Source organism: Thomasclavelia saccharogumia DSM 17460 (genome assembly GCF_000686665.1).
In the GTDB taxonomy this organism is placed as follows: domain Bacteria; phylum Bacillota_I; class Bacilli_A; order Erysipelotrichales; family Coprobacillaceae; genus Thomasclavelia; species Thomasclavelia saccharogumia.
Genome location: NZ_JMLH01000020.1, coordinates 25,046 through 47,230, shown reverse-complemented (window position 1 = coordinate 47,230; position 22,185 = coordinate 25,046). Strand labels below are relative to the sequence as shown.

Below are 22,185 nucleotides of genomic sequence, written 5' to 3'. Positions count from 1 at the left end.
TGTTAAGCGGACTGATACTAATAGGTCGAGGACTTAACCTAAAGAGAAGGTTGGAGACGAGCAAATGGAAGGAACTATTATCCGGTTTTGAGTGATTCTCGAAAGGAATTGCTTAAAGAGAAGAGATCTGGTAGCGATAGCATGATGGACACACCTGTACCCATACCGAACACAGAAGTTAAGCATCATAACGGCGAAGATAGTACTGCGGTGCGAAAATAGCAAGCTGCCGGTTCTTTTTTTTGTTTTGGATACCTCTTTGGTGTCCCTTTTTTGTTATAATTAGAAGGATATGTAATCTTTTCAGAAAGAGATAAGCAGATATAAATATTGTAAAATGTCTTGCTACTGAATTCTTTGCGAGTGTCGTGGTATATAAATCTTAAATATAACTTTGAATGGCAGGTTATATTCAAAATTTAAAAAGTGAAAATTTCTATTTTAATATTTAAAAAGAAAATGCTGTATCTTATAAAATTCATATTGATAATGTTGAAATACTAAATAAGGACTTTTTAGATGTCATCATCAAGGAATCATGAAGTTGGATAGAAATTGCAAAATCGGCGTGTTATTTTAATTAAAAATAAAAGATTTTAAAATTGTAAGTTTTGCGAAAATTTATAATATTTATTTATAAGTAAAAATGCTTAAGAATGAAATATCATTAAAGCACAAAAAAATGTGTTATGGCTCAGGCTATAACACATTTTTAATCACATTCTATAACTGATTCATAACTGTCAATATTTTGTTCTTGACATCGAAACCAGTTCATTTATTCACTCTTAAAATAGAGTCATATTTTAATATATTTACTTATAATTCTACGTATTCTTTAACTAAAGCAACTACTTCTTCCATTGTTGAGCAATTGATAGCTTTAGCAGCTAATTCATTCATCTCTGATTTTTTCATTGATCTAATTAATTTTCTTTGTGAAAGGATTGATGTAGCTGACATTGAAAACTCATCTAGACCTAAACCAATCAATAATGGTGCAGCAGTAGCTTCACCAGCCATTTCACCGCACATACCAGCCCATTTACCTTCATTATGTGCAGATTCAATTACATGTTTAACTAAACGTAAGATTGATGGGTGGAAAGGTTGATATAAATAAGAAACACCAGAAGACATTCTATCAGCAGCAAATGTATATTGCACTAAGTCGTTTGTACCAATTGAGAAGAAATCAACTTCTTTAGCTAACTGATCAGCTAATACAGCTGCAGCTGGAATTTCGATCATGATACCAACTTGGAAATTATCAGATACTGAAATACCTTCATTAACTAATTTTTCTTTTTCTTCTAATAGAATTCCTTTAGCTTTTCTAAATTCATCTAATGTAGCAATCATAGGGAACATGATTCTCAAATCACCATAAACAGATGCTCTAAGTAATGCTCTTAATTGCACTCTAAAAATATCTTCTCTTTGGAAACATAAACGAACAGCTCTAACCCCTAAAAATGGATTCATTTCTTCAGGTAAAGGAAGAGCTTCAATTTTTTTGTCTCCACCAATATCTAATGTACGAACAACGACAGGTTTTCCATTCATACCTTCTAATACTTCTTTATAAACAGCAAATTGCTGTTCTTCAGTTGGCAATTCAGCAGATTCCATATATAAGAATTCAGTTCTAAATAAACCAACACCTTCACCACCGTTGTCTAAAACAGCTTGAATATCTTTTGGAGATCCGATATTTGCAACTAATTCAACATGATGATCATCTAAAGTTACAGATTTTTCATTCTTTAATTTTTTCAATTCTTCTTTATAAGCAATGAATGCTTCACGTTTAACTTGATATTCTTTGATTTCTTCTTCGCTAGGATTTAAAATAACAATTCCAGCTTCACCATCTAAAATGATCATATCATTTTCATTAACTTCTTCTGTAATTGTTTTACAAGAAACAACAGCAGGGATTTCTAATGAACGTGCCATAATAGCTGAATGAGAAGTTCTACCACCAATATTAGTTGCAAATCCTTTAACTAAGTTTTTATTTAATTGAGCAGTATCAGAAGGAGTTAAATCATCAGCAATAATAACAACTTCTTCATCGATCAAAGCAGGATTTGGTAATGATTTCCCAAGTAAATTTGCTAAAAGACGACGAGATACATCTTTAATATCAGCAGCTCTTTCTTTAAAATAGTTATCGTCCATACTTTCGAACATTGCAATAAACATATTAGCAACTTCATCTAATGCAGCATCAGCATTAATTTTTTCATTTTTAATTTTGTCTTCAACTTGAGTTTTTAACTCAGGATCTTGTAAAACTAATGCATGTGCATCAAAGACAGCTGCTTCTTCTGCTGATAAATTTTTAGCAGCAGCTTCTTTAATTGCTTCTAATTCTTTTGCAGTTTGAACCATAGCTTCGTCAAATTTTTTGATTTCAGCCTCTGCATCCTCTACTGTAACTTTAGTTACAGTTAAATCGGGCATAACTAATTTGTAAGCTTTAGCAATTGCGATACCATTAGATGCCCCAATACCTTTTATCATTATAAAAACACCTCCATACAACCTTATTTTACCTTATTTTATATGAAAAATAAAGAAATATCGTCGCTAGGTTAATCTTTTTTCTCAGCCCTATGAGTAATATTAGACACTTATTGTATTATTTAAAAAGAATTGGTAAATTTGTAACTTGAAGTTTAAAGGTAAAAATAGTATCATAATATTGGAGGGACGGAAAAATGAAATTAATTATTTGTGAAAATTATGAAGAAGCAAGCGCTGAAGCTGCAAAAGTAATGTTAGAAATTATTAAAAATAAGCCAAATGCTAATTTAGGATTGGCTACGGGATCTACACCAGTTAAAATGTATGAATTAATGGTTGAAGATCATGAGAAGAACGGGACTTCTTATAAAGATATTAAATCCTATAATTTGGATGAATATTATGGTTTAGAACATACTCATCCGCAAAGTTATTATTATTTTATGCAAAAACATTTATTTTCAAAAGTTGATATTAAACCTGAAAATGTGCACGTACCAAAAGGATCAGGTGATATTCAAGCAAGTTGTGATGAATATAATAAACTTTTGGCAGAAAATGTAATTGATATTCAATTATTAGGAATTGGATCAAATGGTCATATTGGTTTTAATGAACCTGGAACATCTTTTGATGCAGTTACTCATGTTGTTGATTTAAAACAAAGTACAATTGAAGATAATGCTCGATTATTCTTCGATGGTAAGATTGAAGATGTACCAAAGCAAGCAATAAGCATGGGAATTAGCAATATCATGAAGGCAAAAAGTGTTTTATTATTAGCTTGTGGTAAAGGAAAAGCTGATGCGGTTAAAAAGATGATCGAAGGTCCTGTTACAGAAGAATTACCTGCAAGTATTTTACAGCAGCATCAAGATGTTACAGTTATTTTGGATAAAGAGGCTGCATCTCTTTTAACTAAATAATTTGTTTTATAGAAAGTTGTCTGATATAGGATTCTTTCTTACTTTAGGGTAAATGTTAAAAAGAGATTTCTTAAATAATTAATAAAAATAGTTATTTATTTTTTGAAATCTCTTATTTTTTAGTAACCTTATAATGGTAAGAACTTGATCCAGTTCAGTCTTTTTTATTATCTAATGGTATAGATATAGTTATTAATAAAAATCATAAAAGTTTGAATGTTTTCAGTTTGTTAAAATGTAAAATCTAGCATATAATGTATTGCATAGGGGGATTGCAATGAAAAAAAATTTATTTAAAGACTATGCTTTGAATGAAAAACATCCAGATTTTCAAAAGGCAATAGCACGTAATAAACCATTATACCAAAGAAAAAATGATTTAAGAAACGAATTTGGACGAGATTATACGAGAATTATTTTTAGTCAGGCTTATCGGCGGTTAAAACATAAAACTCAAGTTTTTTTTGCAGTAAAAGACGATCATGTTTGTACACGAAGTGAGCATGTTAATTTAGTTGAATCAATCAGTTATACGATTGCAAATTACTTAGGGTTAAATACAGAACTTACGAAAGCAATTTCTGTTGGACATGATTTAGGTCATGCTCCATTTGGTCATGGTGGCGAGCAGATAATTAATGAACTTGCTAAAAATAATGGTTTAGAATCTTTTTGGCATGAACGTAATAGTTTACATTTTATTGATGATATTGAAACATTAGAAGATAATTTACATCATCGTCATAATCTTAATTTAACATATGCAGTACGTGATGGGATAATTTCTCATTGTGGAGAAATGAATCAAAAAAATATTATTAAACGAAATGAATATATTGATTTAAACGATTTTACTAGTGCTGGATTGTATAACCCTTTTACGTGGGAAGGCTGTGTGGTTAAAATGTCTGATAAAATTGCATATTTAGCACGTGATATCGAAGATGCTTTAAGATTAAAAGTTTTAAAAGAAAATAAAGTTGAGGTTTTAAGAGCATCGTTAAATAATATTAGTAGCAGTTATGAGTTTAGTGCTATTAATAATGGAACAGTAGTGAATTATTTTATTCAGGATGTTTGTAAAAACAGTAGTCCAGAAAATGGAATTTCTTTATCAAATGAAGCTTTTGAAATTATGAAAACGATTATGAAATTTAATTATCAGAATATTTATTTGATTGATCGAGTACAGATTCATGCTAATTATGTAAAGTTAATTTTGAATTCTATTTTTGATTTTTTTATGAAATATGAATTATTGATCAGAGATAGTGATACTAATGTAATTGATGAATTAATTAAAGATAAAAATCAATTTCCTCATGCAATTAATGGGTATGTTCACTGGTTAGAAAAATATAGCTGTATGAACGGATTAAAACGATTAGATGTATATGAAAATAAGATCGTGTATAATTTTTTAGAAGATGATAAAGCTTTTGTTAAAAGTATAATTGATTATTTATCTGGAATGTCTGATGAATATATCATTCAGATTTTTAATGAATTGATTTCATTTTAATATTTACTTAAAATCTAAGTTTAAATGTGATAAACTAATCAATATTAGGAGGTGCATATTATGCCTATTAAAATACCAAATGATTTACCAGCAAGTAAGATTCTAAGAGAAGAAAATATTTTTGTTATGGATGAAAATAGAGCATTAGCACAGCAGATAAGACCTCTGCAGCTTTTGATTTTAAATATTATGCCTACTAAGATCGTTACAGAAACACAGTTATTAAGAATGTTATCAAATACACCGTTACAAATAGAAGTTGATTGGATACATATGGCTAGTCATGATTCTAAAAATACTTCTCAAGAGCATCTGTTAGCTTTTTATAAAACTTTTGATGACATTAAAGAAAATAAATATGATGGTTTGATTATAACTGGTGCTCCAGTTGAAAGGTTAAGATTTGAAGATGTTGATTATTGGCCGGAGATGGAAAAAATTTTAGAATGGTCAAAAACGCATGTGTTTAGTTCGTTTTTTATTTGCTGGGCTTCTCAAGCGGCACTTCATTATTTTTATGGTATTGAAAAATATGAATTAAAAGAGAAATTAACAGGTGTGTATTTTCATCATACTAATGTGGACAAGATGAAAAGAAAAATCTTACGAGGTTTTGATTATCAGTTTTATGCACCGCATTCGCGTTATACTACGGTTGCTGCAAAAGATATTGCAAAAATTGATAATCTAGATATTCTTGCTAGTAGTGATGAAGCAGGAGTATATTTAATAGCTGAAAAGGACGGTTCACGTTTTTTTGTAACAGGACATCCTGAATATGATCCAGACACTTTAGATAAAGAATATAATCGTGATCTTGTAATATCTAATCAGGCAACCATGCCTAAAAATTATTATAAGGATGATAATATGCATAATGGAATTTTAGTGAAGTGGCGTTCGCATGCATATTTGCTTTTTAGTAACTGGTTAAATTATTATGTGTATCAGCTAACACCTTATGATTTAAGTGAATTAGAAGAAATTAAGAAGAAACAAAAATAAAAAAAACGGCATTGCCGTTTTTTATTTTTTACTGGTGCCGGAGCCAAGAATCGAACTTGAATTTCATGATTACCATTCATGCGTTCTGCCATTGAACTACACCGGCAAATAAAAAGATTGGTGCAGACAGCGAGATTTGAACTCGCACGAGCAGTTGCCCACTACCCCCTCAAGATAGCGCGTATACCAATTTCGCCATGTCTGCAAGTATAATTAGTTTATCAGATTATTAATAAAAAGTCTAGGGCATACCCTAGACTTTAATTGAATTATACAAAGCATAACAATAAATTTCTGTAGCTTTTAATAAAGACTCGATTTTAATATTTTCATTATTACCATGAATCAAATTATCTTCATTAGGGAATTCAGCACCAAAGGCAACACAATTAGGCATTGATTTAGCATAAGTTCCACCACCAATAGCTTGTGGTTTATTAACATTATCACCACTAACATTTACATAGGCATTATGTAAATTAGTAATTAAATCAGAATCTGGATCAATGTATAATGCTTTACCTAAATCATGTGATTCCTTAAATCCATAATTTGTACATGCTGTTTGAAATTTATTAACCATTCCTTCAAAATCCATATCATGAGGACAACGTAAATCAAGTGTGATTTTAAATTCTTCTTTACAATAAGATATGACACCAAGATTTAAAGTTAAAGGCCCCATAAGACCAACATGATCAATTCCTAGTTTTTTACCATTACAATCATCAAGATATTCTAAAATAAAATCAACTAGTTTATTATCAACTACAGTTGCTAAAAACTTGCAAAGCAAGACAACTGCGTTTATTCCTTCATCAGGAGTACTAGCATGAGCAGATTTTCCTTTTAAAACAAGTTTGGTGTGATTTCCTTCTTCTTCAATTTCACCAGTTAAGTTATTAGCACTTAAAAATTTACGATATGAATCAACATACTGCTTATAATTACCAGTAATTACAGCTTCACAAGTTTCAGGGACAATATTAGGTCTACTACCAGCACATAAATAAATTAGACCACCTTTTTCTACATGACCTTCGATCTTAAACCCACATCCAGCTTTTTCTCCATAAACTACAGGAAAAGCAGCATCAGGGGTGAATCCCATTTTAGGATAAGGCTTTTTTGTAAAATAGTGTCTAACACAGCTGCTGCCTAATTCTTCATTACATCCAAAAATGACCCTGATTTTCATCTTTGTAGGAATGTTTAATGAATTAATAATTTTAGCAGCATAATATCCAGCTAAAAGAGGACCTTTATCATCAGCAACACCACGTCCATATAATTTATCATCTTTAATAATGACATTAAATGGATCACTATTCCAACCGGCTTCATTTACAGGAACGACATCCAAATGTCCAAGAATTCCAAATGTTTCATCACCTTCACCGATATCGATATGACCAGCATAACCATCAACGTCTTCAACTTCAAAGCCATCACGCTTTCCAATTTCTAACATTGCATCTAAAGCTTCACGATTAGCTTTGCCAAAAGGTGCAAATTCGCTAATAGTAGTATCATCCTGCATTGAAGGAATTGCACATAACATTTTTATATCTTCAATCATTTGGTCTTTTATTTTTAAAACTTCAGATTTAAAATCTATCATAAAAATATCACCTCGGAATAATTATAACACTAATGATGATAAAAATTAAACAATTTTATTAATAATAATGTTATGATATAGTTGGTAAACGGAGGTAGAAGATGAAAAATGTAAGATTTCATATAACTGTAAAAGGCATTGTCGTATTAAATAATCAGATTTTATTATTAAAACGAATTAAACCATCAAGTGATGGTTTAGGGTATTGGGAACTGCCGGGGGGTGGTCTAGAATATGGTGAGACACCTAATCAAGCTTTAGTTCGTGAATTAAAAGAAGAAACGGGACTAGATATCATTATTTTAAAACCAGCATATACATTTACTAAGGTTAGAAAGGATTATCAAACGGTAGGAATTGGTTATTTATGTATTCCTAAAAATGATCATGTCCTTCTTTCTGATGAGCATACTGATTATTTGTTTGCATCTATCGAAGAGGCGAAAGAATTACTAGATAATGAGATTTTCAATGATATTATTTATACAATTGAAGAGTATTATAATACTCTTTTACATAATAAAAGTTATAAATGAAATAGTAAAAGCTATAAGTAGATTGCTTTTGATATTTATAAAAAGAATATATTAAGACTTTTTTATTTCCTAATAGGTCAATAAAAATAAGTGTTTAAAAGATAATTATAATAAATTCTTTGATATTTTTGATTAAAAACGATAAATATTTATCGTTTTTATTAAAAAGATATTATTTTTACTAAAAAACAAATAAATTTTATTATTATAATTATTTTTAAAATTTTAATTTTTCAAGAAAAACACTGATATTATCAATGAAATTATAGATATGTAAAAGGTAATAAAACAATAAAAAATTTATAAATAAATCATTAAATATTATAAATACTTTATTAAATTATAGTGATAGCATATTTATGTAAATGCCTATATATGATTACTTAATATAAGTAAAATTAAAAAATAGGCCAAAGGAGGAGATAAAGATATGAAAAAAGGGATTGTTTGTTCGGTTTTGATGGCTTCATTATTAGGAACAACATCTGTAATGACACCATTGATGACAATACCGATTTATGCCGAAAGCACAGTCGCCCCAACTAATCAGTATTCTACGGATACGGTTACTACAGTAAATAATGGTACAGGAGCTATTGATGCAAGCAGTAATGTTAGCGCTTATGCGAATCTAAATGATTTTACTATTAATGGAACATTTAGTTTTGCAAGCAATAGTAATAGTGGTGTTAATGCTATTTTCTTTATTGGTGATAATACTGTTGCCAATAATTACTTTACATTATATGCTATTCCAAGTAGTAAAACGTTAGGAGCAGAATTAAGAAATGCGACAGGTGGACAGATGTTAAGCAATTCTAAAGTTACTCTTAGTGATGTTGATTTTACGGCTGAACATAAAGTGACATTTACTATGACTGCCAATGGTTATTATCGTATTTATTTGGATGGTAAAAAGGTATTAGAAGGAACAACGTCATCTGGATTTACTCAAGGAGTTATCACTAATCCTAATTATATGGGATTTGGAATTGGAAGTAGAGCAGGTGGAGCTAATAATTATCCAATGACTGGGAATTTAAAGAATTTAGAACTATACACTAGTGCATTAGATGAAAGTGATATTATGTCTTATCATTTGGGGGCTCTTGAAAGTGTTGTTTATGAACATGGAAATGTTTATTATAAAGATAGTGATATACAAAGAGTTCAGGATAATGATAAATTATCACAAATAGTATCAATGAAAACGGGAAGTATTTCAATCAGATATCGTGTAAATGATGCAAGTGCTGAAAGAATGTCATTATTCTCCATTTCAAATAGTGCAGCTGCAAATGAATACATTGATGTTTATGTAAATCCTAGCAATAATACATTTGGAATCAATGTTCAAGGAACTAAGGATTTTGTTATGCCAGCATCTTCAATTACAAGAGCAAATAGAACAGTAAGTGATACAGCATGGCATACTATCACTATTACTAAAGAAAATGGTAGTGGTAAAGGTTTTAAGTGTTATTTAGATGGTGTATTTGTTGATCAATATACTAATGCTGTAGCTGAAGGATTCTTTAGCTTATTGAGTAATGCTAATGCTGTTAACTTAGGTTTTGTTGATACTGCAAATAATGATTTAGAAATTTTCTCTGGTGCAATTGATTATATCAAAACATATAGTGAGATATTAGATACTAGTGCAATTAATCAGGAACATGATTTAACTAATTGGCAGCCAGGTCAAGAAGTTGATATGACTAATGCAGTAAAGACAGATACAGAAGATTTATTCTATACTGGATATGATGGATCTAGTTCATATCGTATTCCATCATTATTGAAAACTTCTAAAGGAACAGTTTTAGCTGCTATCGATAAACGTAATTCTGGATCTCAGGACTGTGGAAATATTGATATTTCTGTTAGAAGAAGAGAAGCAGGGCAAGATGATTTTGGTGATCCAATTATTGTTACAGACCTAATTTCAAATCAAAATAGTCCTTCATCATCATCTTTCTTGATTGACAGCAGTATGTTTGAAGATAAAGAAACAGGACGTATTTTCTTGATGGTCGATATGTTCCCAGAAACATCTGGATTAATGGATACTAGTCAATTGACAACTGGTAATGGATATAAAGAAATTGATGGGGTTAATTATCAACAATTATTCGATAGTGAAGGAAACGAGTATACGATTCGTCCTGATGGTGATACAGGTTATGTATATGATGAGCAAAATAATAAGACAGGATATACGGTTGTTTTAAAAGGTAATGCGCCATATCATGAACGTGGAAGCCTTTATTTGAATGGAGAATATAAAGGTAATATTTATATGTTGAAAAATGGACCTGATAAAGGTGAATTACATATTTTAAATACCCAATATCTATGGTTGACTTATTCTGATGATGATGGTAAAACTTGGGCAAATCCGGTTGATATAACACCACAAGTTAAAGAAGATTGGATGATGTTTATTGGAACAGGTCCTGGAAATGGAATTCAATTGCATGATGGAAGTTTAGCAGTACCAGTTTATACTGCTAGTGCTAATGTTAGTGGAAGCCAATCTTCAGCAATGATCATTAGTAAAGATGGTGGTGAAACATGGACTTTAGGTGAATCGCCACAAGTATTAAAGGGTAATGACCGTGAAACAATGAATAATGGTGGTCAGATGTTTACTGAGTCTCAAGCTATCCAATTAAATAACGGACAAGTTAAATTATTTATGCGAAATACTTATGATAGTGTTTACTATGGTAAGGTTTATGTTGCAACAAGTAGTGATGGTGGAATGACTTGGGATAAAGTTGAAAAGACTGAAATCAATGATACTTATTGTCAGCTTTCAGTAGTAAATTATACTCAAGATGGTAAAGAATATGTTGTAATGACTAATCCTGATCATTATCCTAGAACACAAGGTATGGTTCATATTGGAGAAGTTGATCAAGAAACTGGGGATATTACATGGACTGATAGTCAGATTTTAAATACTGGTAAATTCCAATATTCTTGTTTAAGTATATTACAAAATGATGAAAATGATGTTTTATTTGGATTACTTTACGAAGATGATACTGATGGAACATTTGATATTAAATATACAGAATTTAATGATGATTTCATCACAGCAGGAACTGTTGCTGAACAAATGAAAGATCCAAAGCTTATTAGCTATTCTACAGATGTTGAAAATGGAAAAATTAATGTTACATTAACATTTGATCAAGAGTTGATTGCAATAAATAACCCACAATTAAAGTTAACTATTAATGATAAAGTTATTTTGGCTGATTATCAAGCAGGTTCTGGAAGCGATACAATTACATTTGAAGCTGCATTACCTGAACAGGTTAATGGTGTAATGAAAGCTGTTGAAATTGTAGAAACTGATGGTATTATTGAAAACATTAGAAATGGAAAAGTTGGTACATTAAATACTAATATTCATGATTTTACACAAATCAATAGTGGCATAACTTTAAATAGTTATACTTCACAACATTCTTCAAGTACAGCTGAAAATGCAGATGGTGCAGCAAGTAATGTTATTGATAATAATCCAAATACTTATTGGCATTCAACATGGGGAAATGCAAATATTAATTTACCACAATCAGTAACACTAAAATTAGAGGAAACAAAGAAATTATATAAATTAGCTTATACGCCACGTCAAAATAGTAGTAATGGTAGAGTTAAACAATATGAAGTTTCTGTAAGTAATGACGGTGAAGAATTCAATGTGGTGGCTACAGGTACTTGGCAAGATAGTAAAAATGTTCAATATGCAGAATTTATTCCTACAGATGCTCTATATGTTAAATTAACGGTACTTGAAGCATATGGTACAGGAGCTAAACAAAGTTGTGCTGTTGCTGAAATAAACTTATTTGAATATAGTGATGGTGTCATTGAACCTGGTGATAAAACAGCATTAACAAATTTAATAAATGAAGTTAATGAATTAGATACTGATAGATATTCTAAAACAACAGTTGATGAACTTTTAGCTAGTGTAAATGAAGCTCAGGCTTTATTAGATGCTGAATTAGTTTCTCAAACAATGTTGAATAATGCTTATGCAAAAATATCAAGTGCTAAAAATGCTTTGATTGATATAAGTGATGCAAAAAATACAATTGCAAGATTAGAGGTATTGAAAGAAGAAGATTATACTGCTGAATCATGGGAAAGTTTTGTTTCTGAATTAGCTGTTTTAAAAACACAAATAGATTCTGTAACATCAAATAGAGAAGTATTAGATATAGTTGTTAAAGCTAATTATCTTGAAGCTCAATTAGATAAAGTTGAAGTTGATGATGCTGATAAATTATTATTAGCTATTGCCATTGAAATGGCTGAAAAAGCAAGCTTAGAAAATGTCGTACCAGCCGTAGTAACTGAATTTAATGAAGCTTTAACAAACGCTAAAGAAGTATATGCAAAAACTAATGCCGCTCAAAGTGAAGTAAATAGTGCTTTTGATCGACTAGCGAATGCAATGCATATGTTAGAATTCTACAAAGGTGACAAAACAGCATTACAAAAACAAGTAGATGATATCAATGCCTTAGATGAAAGTAAATATATCGAAACATCATGGCAGGCAATGTTACCAGTATTGGATAAAGCAAATTCAGTTTTAGCTGACGAAAATGCAATGCAGGATGAAGTTAATGAAGTATACACAGAATTGGTAAAAGCGTTCTTGAACTTAAGATTAAAACCAAATAAAGATTTATTAAATGATTTAATCAATAAGGCCAATGGTTTAAATGCTGCTAATTATAGTGCTGAGTCATGGGCAGTAGTGGCAGATGCTTTAAATGAAGCTAAAGCAATCTTAAATGATCCAGAAGCGAGTCAAGAACAGGTAGATAATGCTAAAGATGTGTTAGCTAAAGCAATGGCAGGATTAGAAGAAGTTAAAACGAGTAATTCAGTCAAAACTGGTGATACAACAGCAAGTGTAGCTACTGGTGATACTACTAATTTGACTGTTGCATTAGGAGCTGCTGCTTCGTTAAGTATGCTTGCATATTTATCTAAAAAGAAAAAGAAATAATGATATTTTAAAGGAAGCTTGATAATGATAGCTTCCTTTTTTTAAATAAGAGTTGATATTTTATTAATTTTGGATAAAATAATATAGTTAAAGTTTAATTATAAGAGGAGTTATTATGAACGAGGAAATTATTAAAATAGCAGCAAAAGAATTAGGAGTAGCTGAAAAACAAGTAGTTGCAGTTTTATCATTATTAGAGCAGGGGAATACAGTTCCCTTTATTGCCCGGTATCGTAAAGAGGCAACAGGTGGCTTAGATGAGGACCAGATCAGAAATATTGATAAATATTATCAATATCAAATCGGTTTATTGAAACGTAAAGAAGATGTTATTAGATTAATAGATGAAAAAGGAATGTTAACGGAGCAGTTAAGAGCAGATATTTTAAAAGCTGCTAAATTAAATGAAGTAGAAGATTTGTATCGACCTTATAAGGAGAAAAGAAAGACTAAAGCAACTGAAGCCAAAGCTAAAGGTTTAGAGCCATTAAGTAAATGGATATTGTCTTTACCTAAAGGAGATATTAATGAAGAAGCAAAAAAATATTTAAATGATAAAGTAACGACTATTGAAGAGGCGATTCAAGGTGCTTTAGATATTATTGCCGAAGTTATTAGTGACGATATCAAATACCGTAAGTTTGTTAAAGATATCATGTATAAATCAGGTACGATTGAAACAAAAGTCAAAAAGAAAAATCCTGATGAAACAAAAGTATATGAAATGTATTACGATTATCATGAACGCGTTAATCGAATCGTTTCACACCGTATTTTAGCTGTTAATCGTGCTGAAAATGAAAAAGTAATTACAGTGAATATTATTATGGATAAGGATTTTTTGATCCAATATATATATCGTGGTATAACTAAAAAAAGAAATAGTAGTGTCAACGATTATTTATTAAAAGTTGTTGAAGATAGCTTAAATCGTTTATTATTACCTTCAATTGAACGTGAAGTACGTAATGAATTAACAGAAAAAGCTAGTGAACAAGCATTAAAAGTATTTTCAATTAATTTAGAAAAATTACTTATGCAGGCGCCATTAAAAGATAAAATGGTATTAGGTGTTGATCCTGCTTATCGTACTGGTTGTAAATTAGCAGTTGTTGATCAAACAGGAAAAGTATTAAAGATCGATAAAGTATTCATTACGATACCTAAAAATAATTATGATAAAGAGAAAAAAACGTTATTAGATATTATTAAGAAATATAAAATTGAAATCATCGCAATTGGTAATGGAACTGCCAGCAGAGAGAGTGAAGCTTTTATTTCACAATTAATCAAAGAAAATAATCTTGATGTTGATTATGCGATTATTTCTGAAGCTGGGGCATCGGTTTATTCAGCTAGTAAACTTGCTAAAGAAGAATTTCCAGATTATCAAGTAGAAGAGCGTTCTGCAGTATCAATAGCTCGAAGATTACAAGATCCTTTAGCTGAACTAGTAAAAATTGAACCTAAAGCAATCAGTGTTGGCCAATATCAGCATGATATAGCTCAAAAACAACTTGAAGAACAGTTAGATTTTGTTGTTGAAAAAGCTGTTAATAGTGTTGGCGTTGATATTAATACAGCGTCTGCTTCTTTGTTACAATATGTTTCTGGATTGAACAGCGGCGTAGCTAAAAATATTATTAAATATCGTGATGAACATGGTAAATTTACTAACCGTGAAGAAATAAAGAATGTTAATAAATTAGGAGCTAAAACTTATCAACAATCAATTGGATTTTTACGAATTCCTGGTGCCAATGATCCATTCGATGCAACTGCGATCCATCCTGAAAATTATGCTCAGGCTAAAGAATTATTAAAATTAATAGGTGCAGATGAAAAAGAATTGGGAACAAAAGAGATTGCTGATAAACTTACGAATCTTAATAAAGAAAAAGCAATGAAGGAATTACAAATCGATAATTATACATTGGATGATATAATTGATAGTTTTATTAAACCGAATCGTTCACCAAGAGATAATTATGCGACCCCGCTTTTAAAGAAAGATATTTTAAAAATTGAGGATTTAAAGCCAGGAATGGCTTTAGAAGGTACAGTTAGAAATGTTGTGGATTTTGGAGCTTTTATTGATATCGGTTTAAAAAATGACGGTTTAGTACACATTTCTAAAATTTCACATGAAAGAATTAAGCATCCTTTGGATAAACTAAGTATAGGAGACATTGTTGAAGTATATGTTATTGATGTTGATGTTAATAAACATCGTGTTGGTTTAAGTATGATTAAAGATTAAAGGATGAGTTGATGAAAAAATTTCTTTTGGTAATAGTATTAATATTAATGATAAGTGGCTGCTCTTTTAAAAATGAAACAGCCGATCATATTGAAGTTGTCGAAAGTACATCTATAGCAAAAGATGAAGTTATTGAATATGATGAGCTGTTAAATTATACAAATATTTTTAAAGTTGGCGATATTATAAATATTGAAAATACAAATTACTTAAGTTCATATGCTATTCCTGGAAGATGGAAACATACAGTTTTTTATCTTGGTACATATCAGCAGTTTACAGAGTTTTATCAACCGAATGATAAATATTATCAAGATATAATCAAACATTATCAAAATCAAAATGAAGTTTTAGTTTTAGATAGTAATTCATCAGGAGTTAAAATCAGAACTTTTGATCAGATGGCAAATTTAAAAGAAGAGTCTTATCTCAAGGCTCTTTCAGGCTATCGATTTAACGAAGACAATGAGTTTATCAAATATTATATTGATCGTGCTCTAGATTATTTAGGAACCCCTTATGACTACAGCATGATTACTTATGATGATACGACTCTATATTGCAGTGAACTTGTATACTATGCTTTGCAGGCAGTTGGCATCGAGGTAACTAAGACGAGTAATATTTTAGATCATGTAGTCATTACACCTACTGATTTAGGGGATTTTCTAGAAACATTAGGTAATGCTGAACATTGTTTCTTGTTGGAAAAGCATGATAATTGCATAATTGATAAGATAAATGATTAATTTTGCTTGTATTTATCGAATAATATCAGTATTATTATATCGAGGTGAAGACAAATGAAGATTTCAACCAAAGGACGTTATGCTTTGAGAGTTATGTTGGATATTGCTATGCATGATGATGGTAAATTTATACCCCTGAAAGATATCGCCATGAGGCAGGAATTAACAGTCAAGTATCTTGAGCAAATTATATCATTATTAAACAAGGCGGGATATTTACAGAGTTTAAGAGGTAATAGTGGAGGTTATCGCTTAACAAAACGCCCTGATCAGTATATTATCGGAGATATTTTAAGAATTACGGAAGGTGATCTTGCACCTGTAGCTTGTTTAAAAGATCATAATAATCATTGTTCACGAAGTAATGAATGTATTACGTTACCTTTTTGGCAGGGATTGGATAAGGTGATCAAAGAATATGTTGATAGTGTTACACTACAAGATCTAATTGACCAAGCTAGCAATCAAGTCAATAATTATTCTATATAAAGCCTTCGGGCTTTTTTTGTTGACAAAATATGAATCAATGATATAATCATATTAAAACAGTAGGGAATATAGGAATTATAAACATATTATTAATTGTTAATAATATAATATAACGGAGGTAAAAAAATGACTTACAATAATCATATTAGTGAATTGATAGGAAATACACCAATTTTAAAATTAAATAATTATTTATCTAAACACAGCTTAAATGCTAATATTTTTGCAAAGCTAGAATATTTTAATCCCGCTGGTAGTGTCAAAGACAGAATTGCTAATGCAATGTTGAGCAAAGCTATTGAAGAAGGTGTCTTGAAGCCGGATTCTGTTATCATCGAACCAACTAGTGGTAATACCGGAATTGGGTTGGCCGCTATAGGAGCTTCTTTAGGATATCAGGTTATTTTGACAATGCCGGAAACAATGTCGATTGAACGTCGGAATCTGTTGAAAGCATATGGTGCTAAGGTAATACTTACACCAGGAAGTTTAGGAATGAAAGGTGCTATTAATAAGGCTAATGAATTAGCAAAAGAAATACCAAACGCTTTTATTCCAAGTCAATTTGATAATCCCGCAAATCCCAATATTCATTATTTAACAACAGGGCCAGAAATATATCAGCAGTTAGAAGGAAATATTGATATTTTTGTAGCTGGCGTAGGTACTGGAGGAACAATTAGTGGAGTTGGAAAATATTTAAAAGAAAAAAATCCTGATATTAAAGTTGTTGCCATTGAACCAGCTGCTTCACCTGTTCTTTCAAAAGGGGTAGCGGGGCCACACACAATTCAAGGAATTGGTGCTGGTTTTGTACCTAATACATTAGATACAAGTATTTACGATGAAATTATTGCGGTATCTAATGAAGATGCTTTTGCAACAAGTCGAGAAATTGCTAAAACGGAAGGAGCGTTAGTAGGAATTTCATCTGGAGCAGCAATGTATGGAGCAGCTGTTTTAGCAAAACGTGAAGAAAATAAGGGAAAAAACATTGTTGTTCTTTTACCGGATACCGGTGAAAGATATCTTTCAACAGCATTAGTATCATCAGATTAAATATATTAAAAAGCTATCATTAACGATAGCTTTTTAATTATTCAAATAAAGCTGTTGATAAATAACGTTCCCCAGTATCTGGAAGTAGAACGATAACATTTTTATTTTCACCTGATAATATAGAGGCACCATGTAGGGCAGCTCCAGCCGAGATACCAACTAATAGACCTTCTTTTTTTGCTAATAATCTAGCTGCATTATAAGCTTCATCAGTTGAAACAGTTATTACTTCGTCGATAAGATCTAAATCAAGAATTTCAGGAATAAAATTTGCCCCAATCCCCTGAAGACCATGACTGCCGGCTTTTCCTTTTGTAATTAAAGGAGAGTCACTAGGTTCAACACCAATTATTTTTATTTCAGGATATTTCTTTTTTAGCTCTCTAGCGATGCCAGTAATAGTACCACCTGTACCAATTCCAGCAACAAAATAATCGATCGTATCATCAAAATCATCAATTATTTCAAGAGCAGTAGTTTCTTCATGAGCTAATGGATTATTAGGATTGGTAAATTGCCCAGGGATAAAGCTATTTTCAATTTTACGTGCTAATTCATTTGCTTTATCAACTGCACCCTGCATACCTTTTTCACCAGCTGTTAAAACAATTTTAGCACCATAGGCTTTTAATAACTTTTGTCTTTCTATGGACATTGTTTCTGGCATGGTCAAGATCAATTCATTTTTATAGATGGCACAGGCAATAGCTAATCCGATTCCTGTGTTACCGCTAGTTGGTTCAATAATAGTAGTTTTTTCATTGATTAGTTTTTCCTGATATGCCTGTTTGATTAATTTTAATCCAACTCGATCTTTAACACTTCCCCCAGGATTAAAAAATTCTACTTTTGCATATAAATTATTAGTTATGTTTTTTGCTTCTTTGAAACGATTAATTTGAATAAGAGGTGTTTTACCGATTACCTCTAAAACACTTTTTTTTACGCTCATATCTTCACTCCCTCTTTTTTGTTATATCATAAAATGGATGATTATGGTATAAAAAATTTAATTATATTTAATTGTCATTATCAAGATGATGATTTATAATAGTTTTAAAGGGGACTGTTTATGAAAGAATATAAGTATTTAGAAGTATATGAAACAATTGTTGATGATATTGAAAAAGGGTATTTAAAGTATAATGATAAAATACCGTCAATCAGAAAAATGGCCAAACAATTAGATGTTAGTAAGACTACTGTTGAAAGTGCATATTTGCAGTTATTAGTAGAGGGATATGTTTATACAAAAGAGAAGGTGGGTTATTTTGTAGATGTACAATACAATAAACATGCAATAAATGAAAATCTCAATCAAATTAATGAACAATTTGATAATCATAAATATCGTTATGATTTTAGTGGAAGATTAGTTGACAGTGAGAGTTTTAATTTAGATATCTGGAAAAAATATATTAAAAAAGCTCTCAATCAAAGTGATGATTTAATGAGTTATGGAGAACCACAAGGGGAATTAGTATTAAAAAAAGCATTACAAAAATACAGTCATGAATACCGTGGGGTAAGAAGGCCTGTCAATAATTATGTAATTGGAGCCGGATTTCAAATCTTACTTTATTATGTCTGTAGTTTGTTTGAAAGGGATAATATTGTGGGAATTGAAGAAGGCGGGTTTAAGCAGGCTGAAGCAGTGTTCCATGATTGTCATATGCAGGTTGTAAAATTACCGGTTGATGATAAAGGAATTACAATTGAAGGATTAAAAAAAGCAAATTTGAAATTACTTTATTTAAATAGTTCATCTGGAGGTTATCATGGGCATCCACTTAAACAGCAGCGACGTTTGGAAATAATCGAATATGCTCGGGAAAATGGTGTTTATATAATTGAAGATGATCATAATGGCGAACTAAAATTCAATACTAAACCAATTGATGCAATGGCAAAATTAGATAATGATCATATTATTTATATTGGTTCTTTTTCTAAATTACTATTACCATCAATTAGAATTAGTTATATGGCTTTACCTGATCAATTATTATCATTATTCAAACAAAAATCAGATGGATATCATCAAACTGCCTCAAAATTAGAACAATTGGCTTTAGCAATGTATATTGAAGATGGGCAGTTATCTAGACATTTAAGAAGATTAAGAAAGCATTATCGTGATAAAAGCGAACATCTTTTAAAAAATTTACAACAAGCTTTTCCTGATTATACTTTTGATTTATATGAAACAGCATTAAAAATCACTATGTCTGTTGAAATTGATTTAATTGATAAATTTATTGAGATAGCTAAAAAAAATGATATTTTAGTAAATAAAAATAGAAATAATCAAATAACTTTATCATTTTCAGGAATTCTTGATCAAGATATTGATCAAGCCACAAATATTCTAAAAGATATATGGCAATAATAAAAGGATTAGATAAATCATCTAATCCTTATTTATTAAGATGTTTACAGCTATAATAAGCAGGAATACCATTTTGATAGTTGATATGGACTTCTCCTTGAATTAACGGAAACAAATATTCATATAATTTTTGAGAAATATCATTACCAGCCTCATTGATCCATTCAATAGGTATTTTTTGTTCTAAATTTGCAACTTCATGCACATCAGTAGAAATATATTCAATTGTATAAGGATTATTAGAAACACGCTTAAATCCCATTACTTGACCAGATTTACCAGCAATAGCAGTTTCAACAGCCTTTTGACCAATTACAAAAGATTCATTTAAATCAGTTTTACTACCAATATGCATTGCACAACGTTGTAAAACATTTAGTTCAATACTTCTAACTTTACATTGAAATTCCTCAAATACCAATGATTCTAACATTTTTCCAGTACCAGAATGTAAAACATGACCAAAAGCATCGCGTTGAACATATTTGGAATTATCATCTAAGAAATTACCATTTTTATCCTTGATTCCCTCACTGACGGCAATAACGACACAGCGTTTTCTTTTGAAAATCTCACGAATATCATTTAGAAAACGTTCTGTATCAAAAATAACCTCAGGTAAATAAATTAGATCGGGAGCTTCGTTGTATTCATTACGAGCTAAAGCAGCAGCAGCGGTTAACCAGCCGGCATTTCTACCCATGATTTCAATAATTGTTACTGATTGCAATTGATAAATCAAACTATCATGCACTACTTCTAAAATCGATGAAGCTACATATTTTGCAGCTGAGCCAAATCCTGGTGTATGATCAGTCCCCATTAAATCATTATCAATGGTTTTAGGTATACCAATAAACTTAATTGGGCTATTAATACTTTTAGCATAATCGTCTAATTTCATTACTGTATCCATTGAATCATTACCACCGATGTAATAAAAATCAGTGATTTCTAATTTTGTTAAGATTTCAAACAATTTAACATAGGTATCAACATTTTCTATATGAGTTGGTAATTTAAAACGACAAGAGCCTAAATACATAGCTGGTGTTTGTTTTAAGGCATTGATCTTTTCACCAGTATCAAATTCTTTAAGAAGATCCATATAGCGACCTTCCAACAGACCCTTTATACCATTGATCATCCCATAAACATTTTGATATTCATTACTATATTTAGCTTTATGAATGATTCCTGCAAGACTTGCATTGATGGCGATTGTGGGTCCTCCAGACTGTCCAATAATACAATTTCTTTTTTTCATCTTATTCTCCTTTTTACGGCCTAATTCTAACATTTTTAGATAGTAAAAAAAAGTAGTTATTTACTTTTTCTTATGATCAAATAGAGAATGATCGATAAACCAGCAATAATTAAAAGATTAATAGGAAAATTGTTTTTATGGGTAGTTATGGAATTAATAGAAATCGTAGTAATTTCATCTTGAGTCAATAAATCAACAAGATCTATTTGCACTTGATTATTGACGATCTTACCAACATTAGTTTCTTTGATTGTACCAGGCATTTCAATATTTAAATTAAATTCTAAACCCATCGTTTTTAAATTAGATAGAGAATAATTATCTATATCTTTTAATTCACTAATATTATAAATATCATTAATTAAATTTAAATCTATCTTAACTTGATAGCTTTTATCTTTTTCATGATATTCAAAAAAAGACATTAAACCCTTATTAATGTTTTCAGGAGCTTTTAAATTTAAAACCAAATATGTTACACCGTTGATTGATTCCTTAGATTTTTCACTAGTCCAGTCTTGTAAACCATTTTCTTTTAATTTATTCGTTAACTCATCAATTGATGTATTATATTCATTTAAAAGGCTTTCGGGAAAAAATAATTTAATTTCAATATTAGCATCTGTGTTATCTTTAAAAGCAATATTTACATCCCCCTTAACACAACCAGTTAGTAAAATAAGTAAACATGTAATTAAACTAGTAGATTTTATAAATTTCATCAATTCACCTCCATATTTAGTGTGCCACAATCTTAAATTTCTAATATTAAAAAATATATTTTATTCA

At 30.3% G+C, this 22,185-nt stretch carries 15 protein-coding genes, 2 tRNA genes and 1 rRNA gene; 11 read left to right on the top strand and 7 right to left on the bottom strand.

Annotation, left to right across the window (positions count from 1 at the left end):
- The first annotated feature begins 126 nt into the window (after window positions 1-126).
- Window positions 127-235 (top strand): 5S ribosomal RNA (rrf, locus tag BR82_RS0106295).
- Window positions 236-819: 584 nt separating this feature from the next.
- Here the strand turns inward: rrf and ptsP are convergent.
- Window positions 820-2,529, bottom strand: coding sequence for a phosphoenolpyruvate--protein phosphotransferase (gene ptsP / locus BR82_RS0106290; protein ID WP_027089495.1), 1,710 nt, complete (start codon window positions 2,527-2,529; stop codon window positions 820-822).
- A 197-nt stretch (window positions 2,530-2,726) separates the two neighbouring features.
- On the opposite strand from ptsP, the gene nagB reads away from it, so the two are divergent.
- The 3 genes from nagB (at window position 2,727) to metA (ending at window position 5,985) form a co-directional block, all read left to right on the top strand.
- Entirely contained in the window at window positions 2,727-3,458 is a 732-nt protein-coding gene (nagB, locus tag BR82_RS0106285; RefSeq protein WP_027089494.1) for a glucosamine-6-phosphate deaminase, read from the top strand.
- A gap of 277 nt (window positions 3,459-3,735) precedes the next feature.
- Window positions 3,736-4,980 (top strand): deoxyguanosinetriphosphate triphosphohydrolase family protein, encoded by a 1,245-nt coding sequence (locus BR82_RS0106280; protein ID WP_027089493.1) that lies wholly within the window; start codon window positions 3,736-3,738, stop codon window positions 4,978-4,980.
- Window positions 4,981-5,040: 60 nt separating this feature from the next.
- The gene (gene metA / locus BR82_RS0106275; protein WP_027089492.1) at window positions 5,041-5,985 is read left to right on the top strand and encodes a homoserine O-acetyltransferase MetA; all 945 of its coding nucleotides are present in this window, start codon (window positions 5,041-5,043) and stop codon (window positions 5,983-5,985) included.
- A 32-nt stretch (window positions 5,986-6,017) separates the two neighbouring features.
- On the opposite strand, the gene BR82_RS0106270 is transcribed toward metA, so the two are convergent.
- The 3 genes from BR82_RS0106270 to pepV all read right to left on the bottom strand — a co-directional run bounded on the left by BR82_RS0106270 (window position 6,018) and on the right by pepV (window position 7,606).
- Window positions 6,018-6,091: transfer RNA gene (locus BR82_RS0106270), tRNA-Thr, on the bottom strand.
- A gap of 12 nt (window positions 6,092-6,103) precedes the next feature.
- A tRNA-Leu gene (locus BR82_RS0106265) sits at window positions 6,104-6,190 on the bottom strand.
- 48 nt (window positions 6,191-6,238) lie between these two features.
- The gene (gene pepV / locus BR82_RS0106260; RefSeq protein ID WP_027089491.1) at window positions 6,239-7,606 is read right to left on the bottom strand and encodes a dipeptidase PepV; all 1,368 of its coding nucleotides are present in this window, start codon (window positions 7,604-7,606) and stop codon (window positions 6,239-6,241) included.
- Between the two features lie 101 nt (window positions 7,607-7,707).
- On the opposite strand from pepV, the gene BR82_RS0106255 reads away from it, so the two are divergent.
- From BR82_RS0106255 to cysK (BR82_RS0106230), 6 genes are all read left to right on the top strand, one after another.
- Window positions 7,708-8,142 carry an NUDIX hydrolase gene (locus BR82_RS0106255; protein WP_027089490.1) on the top strand — a complete coding sequence of 145 codons (435 nt, stop codon included), beginning with the start codon at window positions 7,708-7,710 and terminating at the stop codon, window positions 8,140-8,142.
- A gap of 430 nt (window positions 8,143-8,572) precedes the next feature.
- The gene (locus BR82_RS0106250) at window positions 8,573-13,183 is read left to right on the top strand and encodes a discoidin domain-containing protein (RefSeq protein ID WP_027089489.1); all 4,611 of its coding nucleotides are present in this window, start codon (window positions 8,573-8,575) and stop codon (window positions 13,181-13,183) included.
- Window positions 13,184-13,298: 115 nt separating this feature from the next.
- On the top strand, window positions 13,299-15,443 hold the full coding sequence (locus BR82_RS0106245; RefSeq protein ID WP_027089488.1) for a Tex family protein: 2,145 nt from the start codon (window positions 13,299-13,301) through the stop codon (window positions 15,441-15,443).
- A gap of 11 nt (window positions 15,444-15,454) precedes the next feature.
- Entirely contained in the window at window positions 15,455-16,192 is a 738-nt protein-coding gene (locus tag BR82_RS0106240) for a YiiX/YebB-like N1pC/P60 family cysteine hydrolase (RefSeq protein ID WP_027089487.1), read from the top strand.
- 54 nt (window positions 16,193-16,246) lie between these two features.
- Window positions 16,247-16,681, top strand: a complete 435-nt coding sequence (locus BR82_RS0106235) for an RrF2 family transcriptional regulator (protein ID WP_027089486.1) — start codon at window positions 16,247-16,249, stop codon at window positions 16,679-16,681.
- Window positions 16,682-16,807: 126 nt separating this feature from the next.
- Complete coding sequence (cysK, locus tag BR82_RS0106230) at window positions 16,808-17,740, top strand: cysteine synthase A (protein WP_027089485.1); 933 nt, start codon at window positions 16,808-16,810, stop codon at window positions 17,738-17,740.
- Window positions 17,741-17,777: 37 nt separating this feature from the next.
- Here cysK (BR82_RS0106230) and cysK (BR82_RS0106225) read toward each other — a convergent pair whose 3' ends face one another.
- The gene (cysK, locus tag BR82_RS0106225; RefSeq protein ID WP_027089484.1) at window positions 17,778-18,692 is read right to left on the bottom strand and encodes a cysteine synthase A; all 915 of its coding nucleotides are present in this window, start codon (window positions 18,690-18,692) and stop codon (window positions 17,778-17,780) included.
- A gap of 120 nt (window positions 18,693-18,812) precedes the next feature.
- Between cysK (BR82_RS0106225) and pdxR the strand changes: the two genes are divergently transcribed.
- Window positions 18,813-20,129: a MocR-like pyridoxine biosynthesis transcription factor PdxR gene (pdxR, locus tag BR82_RS0106220; RefSeq protein WP_027089483.1), complete on the top strand. Its 1,317-nt coding sequence runs from the start codon at window positions 18,813-18,815 to the stop codon at window positions 20,127-20,129.
- A 28-nt stretch (window positions 20,130-20,157) separates the two neighbouring features.
- Here pdxR and BR82_RS0106215 read toward each other — a convergent pair whose 3' ends face one another.
- Window positions 20,158-21,396 carry a 6-phosphofructokinase gene (locus tag BR82_RS0106215; RefSeq protein WP_027089482.1) on the bottom strand — a complete coding sequence of 413 codons (1,239 nt, stop codon included), beginning with the start codon at window positions 21,394-21,396 and terminating at the stop codon, window positions 20,158-20,160.
- Window positions 21,397-21,452: 56 nt separating this feature from the next.
- The gene (locus BR82_RS0106210; protein ID WP_034864290.1) at window positions 21,453-22,118 is read right to left on the bottom strand and encodes a hypothetical protein; all 666 of its coding nucleotides are present in this window, start codon (window positions 22,116-22,118) and stop codon (window positions 21,453-21,455) included.
- Between the last annotated feature and the right edge of the window lie 67 nt (window positions 22,119-22,185).